The organism is Endothiovibrio diazotrophicus (assembly GCF_054657215.1).
Genome location: NZ_BAAHXB010000221.1, coordinates 1 through 3017, shown reverse-complemented (window position 1 = coordinate 3017; position 3017 = coordinate 1). Strand labels below are relative to the sequence as shown.

At 50.7% G+C, this 3017-nt stretch carries 4 protein-coding genes; all 4 read left to right on the top strand.

The features are described from left to right. Positions 1 to 462: 462 nt before the first annotated feature. Positions 463 to 687 carry an addiction module protein gene (locus ACYQ2W_RS25780; protein ID WP_459873851.1) on the top strand — a complete coding sequence of 75 codons (225 nt, stop codon included), beginning with the start codon at positions 463 to 465 and terminating at the stop codon, positions 685 to 687. After that, on the top strand, positions 684 to 980 hold the full coding sequence (locus ACYQ2W_RS25775; RefSeq protein WP_459873848.1) for a type II toxin-antitoxin system RelE/ParE family toxin: 297 nt from the start codon (positions 684 to 686) through the stop codon (positions 978 to 980). Before ACYQ2W_RS25780 ends, ACYQ2W_RS25775 begins: the two co-directional genes overlap by 4 nt. 128 nt (positions 981 to 1108) lie before the next feature. Then, entirely contained in the window at positions 1109 to 1483 is a 375-nt protein-coding gene (locus ACYQ2W_RS25770; RefSeq protein ID WP_459873846.1) for a CU044_2847 family protein, read from the top strand. Then, on the top strand, positions 1480 to 3017 hold a 1538-nt coding region (locus ACYQ2W_RS25765), incomplete at its 3' end, for a trypsin-like peptidase domain-containing protein (protein ID WP_459873844.1). The genes ACYQ2W_RS25770 and ACYQ2W_RS25765, both read left to right, overlap by 4 nt.

The window sequence follows — 3017 nt, the reverse complement described above, 5'->3', positions numbered from 1 at the left end:
AGATGAGCGGGGAGTGATGGTTGGTCTGACGTAGGGCCGGTCTTCATCTACGGCCTCGCTGCGGGTTACCGGGGCGGGGCCGTTTAGGTTTCGTCGTCGGGATCGAGCTTGGTAGCGGGGTTTGGCGTCTCATCGTTTAAACGAGAGAGATGTCGACGCGAAGGTTGAGATGGGTGTCCCGGCAAGCTAGTTCTGTGGGTGTCCCGGTAAGCGCGCCGGTAAGCGCAATCAATTGGGAGAATTCTGATAGCGAGGGCGCTGATCGGTAGGGGGATCAGCGCTGGTGTTCTTCACGGCAGTGCCATTTTCGGTGGGTGTCCGGGTAAGCTGAGAAGGATGACTACGGGGCAGTTGCGATGGGTGTCCCAGTAGTCTTGCGATTTACGACGGGTGCCCCGGTTATGCGTCGGGTTCTTGTGATACGCAACGCGACAAGCCGTTGCGGATAGCGGAGGTGAAGCGATGGGTATTGAAGAGATTCAGGAGCAGGCGTTGCGTCTGCCCCCTGAGGCGCGTGCCTCCTTGGCGAGGGCGCTACTGAGCAGCCTCGATTCGATGAGCGAGGCGCAGGTTGCCGCGCTGTGGGCGGACGAGGCCCATCGCCGGGATGAAGAGCTGGACCAGGGGCATGCTACCGCCGTCCCTGCCGACGAGGTACTGGCCCACGCCAGAGCCCGGAGGAAATGAGCCGAAGGGTTACGTTTCATGAATCCGCCGAGGTGGAACTCAACGAGGCGGCTGATTTTTACGACCTGGAGAGTCCGGGGCTGGGTACGTTGTTCATCGAAGAAATTGAGCGAACGCTCGGTACCCTCACCGAGTTCCCGGAAGCGGCGCCACAGATACGAGGACGGGTCAGGGCAAAGAGTATGGCAAAGTTCCCGTATTCCTTGATGTACTCGGTACGACCGGGTGAGATCCGGGTGCTGGCGGTTGCGCACCAGAAGCGACGACCGTATTACTGGCGGGATCGGCGGTGAAGGGTCGGGATGCGCGCCAATAGCATCGATCGTTCCTAGGAAATGATGAGGTCCTTTCTATTATCAAAGGAAAAATATGATTCCGCGCCTCGTGAATAACTCAGGAAGATAAATTATAGGAGAAATAAATGAATGTCATTAAAGAAATTGCCCTTAACGATGGCGCTGTCATTTACATCGAAATGGAGGAGGTGGCCGAAAACAAACTTCCTAAAGTATCCATTCAGCAAGGCGCAAAGGATTTACCCCCTGGAGCGGAATTGACTAGCGCCGCAGATATAGTCATAGATACCATGGAAACACTCAAAGGTACGTTGGGATCGGTCTTCAGCACGATTAACGATAGTGTCAACGAGAATGTCCCGGATGAATGGGGAGTAGAGTTGAATATTGGCTTCAAGGGGAAAGTGAACCCGATACCGGTTATTGTTGGTGCCGAGTCCAACGTAGCACTCAAAGTTTGTGCAAAGTGGAAAAAGAAGACTCCCGAGGCTGAAATGTGAACGAGTGGAAACGCAGCATTGTCCGTGTCTGGCATGATCGTCCAAGCCAAAGTGGTGTATACCAAGGCACGGCCTTTTTCATCGCGCCGGGTTACTTAATTACGGCCAAGCATGTTGTTGCGGAATTGGCTGTCGAAAAGATTTATTTGCAAAGCGATAGTGGGGCGTGGATTGAAGGCGGCTTGCGTAAAATCCAGAATCCTATCTTTCACCCTTACTTGGATGTGGCGGTTTTACCCCTGCTGAAACCTGTATCCGATGTGAATGTGTTGGCGCTTGCAAACCCCGCGCAGGCGGTTTTGCAGCAAGGTCAAGGCGTTTTGTTGGTTGGTTACAGCACAGCGGAAGGTGGTTTAGAAACACCCGAAGTGCAAATCAGCGCTTATCACGGCGATTACGACTTGGAAGTCGTGCACACTGCAATCGACAAAGGTATGAGTGGTGGCCCGGTAGTGTTTGATGGCGAGCTCGTAGGTATTACCCGCGCCAAGGACGATGCTCATACATATTTGATTCCGCTAAACTCTTTTCGTGAACTCGTTCTGACTTTCGCTTCCTCTCATGGAACCTGTGCACATTTTCAATACATCACAATCCCTGAGCTTCTTGAATTGAAAGAGCTCTTAAGAAGCGCGAAGATTTCTAATGCTGATGTGCTCAGCTATCTCGAGAAGATTGACTCGACCGCCATTCAATGGCTAGATCAATATGAATATAATTTGTTATTTGATGTTATCGAAATATTATCGAAGAAGCGTTACGCACCACCCGACGACGCGCCATTGCTGGAATTTATGGAATACTGCCGAAATGCGTTAGAAATGCAACTGCCCGCAGAAAAATATTCGGCTATTCAGGGTTGGCAAGACAGGCTTGCTACGCGCTTATCCATCGATTTATCCCTGCTGCGCGGTAAACTGTTGAAGAACAAAATGGCGGAGATGTCGCGGAAAGAACGCGAAGCGCCTAAGCTACTATTGAAAATAGAGCCGAAGAATCTCGTTAGTGAAGATTTCTTCATTGTGCGTGCTTGGCTATATCAGGAAGGTGAATTTAAACCTCAAGAGATAAAGGAGCACGATTATCATCGTAGTGAATTGGAAGCCATTTTGCCGATATTAATTGGAAAAACAGCCCGATTACTGGGGGTTGAGGCAAAGAAATTGTTGATAGAATTTGTTTTGCCTATTCAGTTGTTCGATTGGAACTTAATTCGTGCTCAGGTGAGAGCGGGGCCGTTGACAAAATCGTTAGGGACGTTTTACCCGTTGGCGGTACGTTCCTGGGAACGAATCTATCACAACGACTACGATACCGTACGCTACAAATGGCCGGATAAATGGGTGCGTCGACCCAATTCGACGTCCTATATAGAATCTCGGCAGATTTATACGGCGGATACAGAAAATATTTGTTGTGAAACATTGTATGACGAGCTTGGGGAAGACTGCTGGGTGTTTATCGCCTTGTTTTCGATTCTGCCAACCACTTCGCAGGAAAAGCTTCAAGATATTTTTGGGACCATGCTGGCGGC

Coding starts and splice junctions, on each gene's coding strand:
- ACYQ2W_RS25780 (WP_459873851.1), top strand. CDS start 463: ATGGGTATTGAAGAGATTCAGGAGCAGGCGTTGCGTCTGCCCCCTGAG.
- ACYQ2W_RS25775 (WP_459873848.1), top strand. CDS start 684: ATGAGCCGAAGGGTTACGTTTCATGAATCCGCCGAGGTGGAACTCAAC.
- ACYQ2W_RS25770 (WP_459873846.1), top strand. CDS start 1,109: ATGAATGTCATTAAAGAAATTGCCCTTAACGATGGCGCTGTCATTTAC.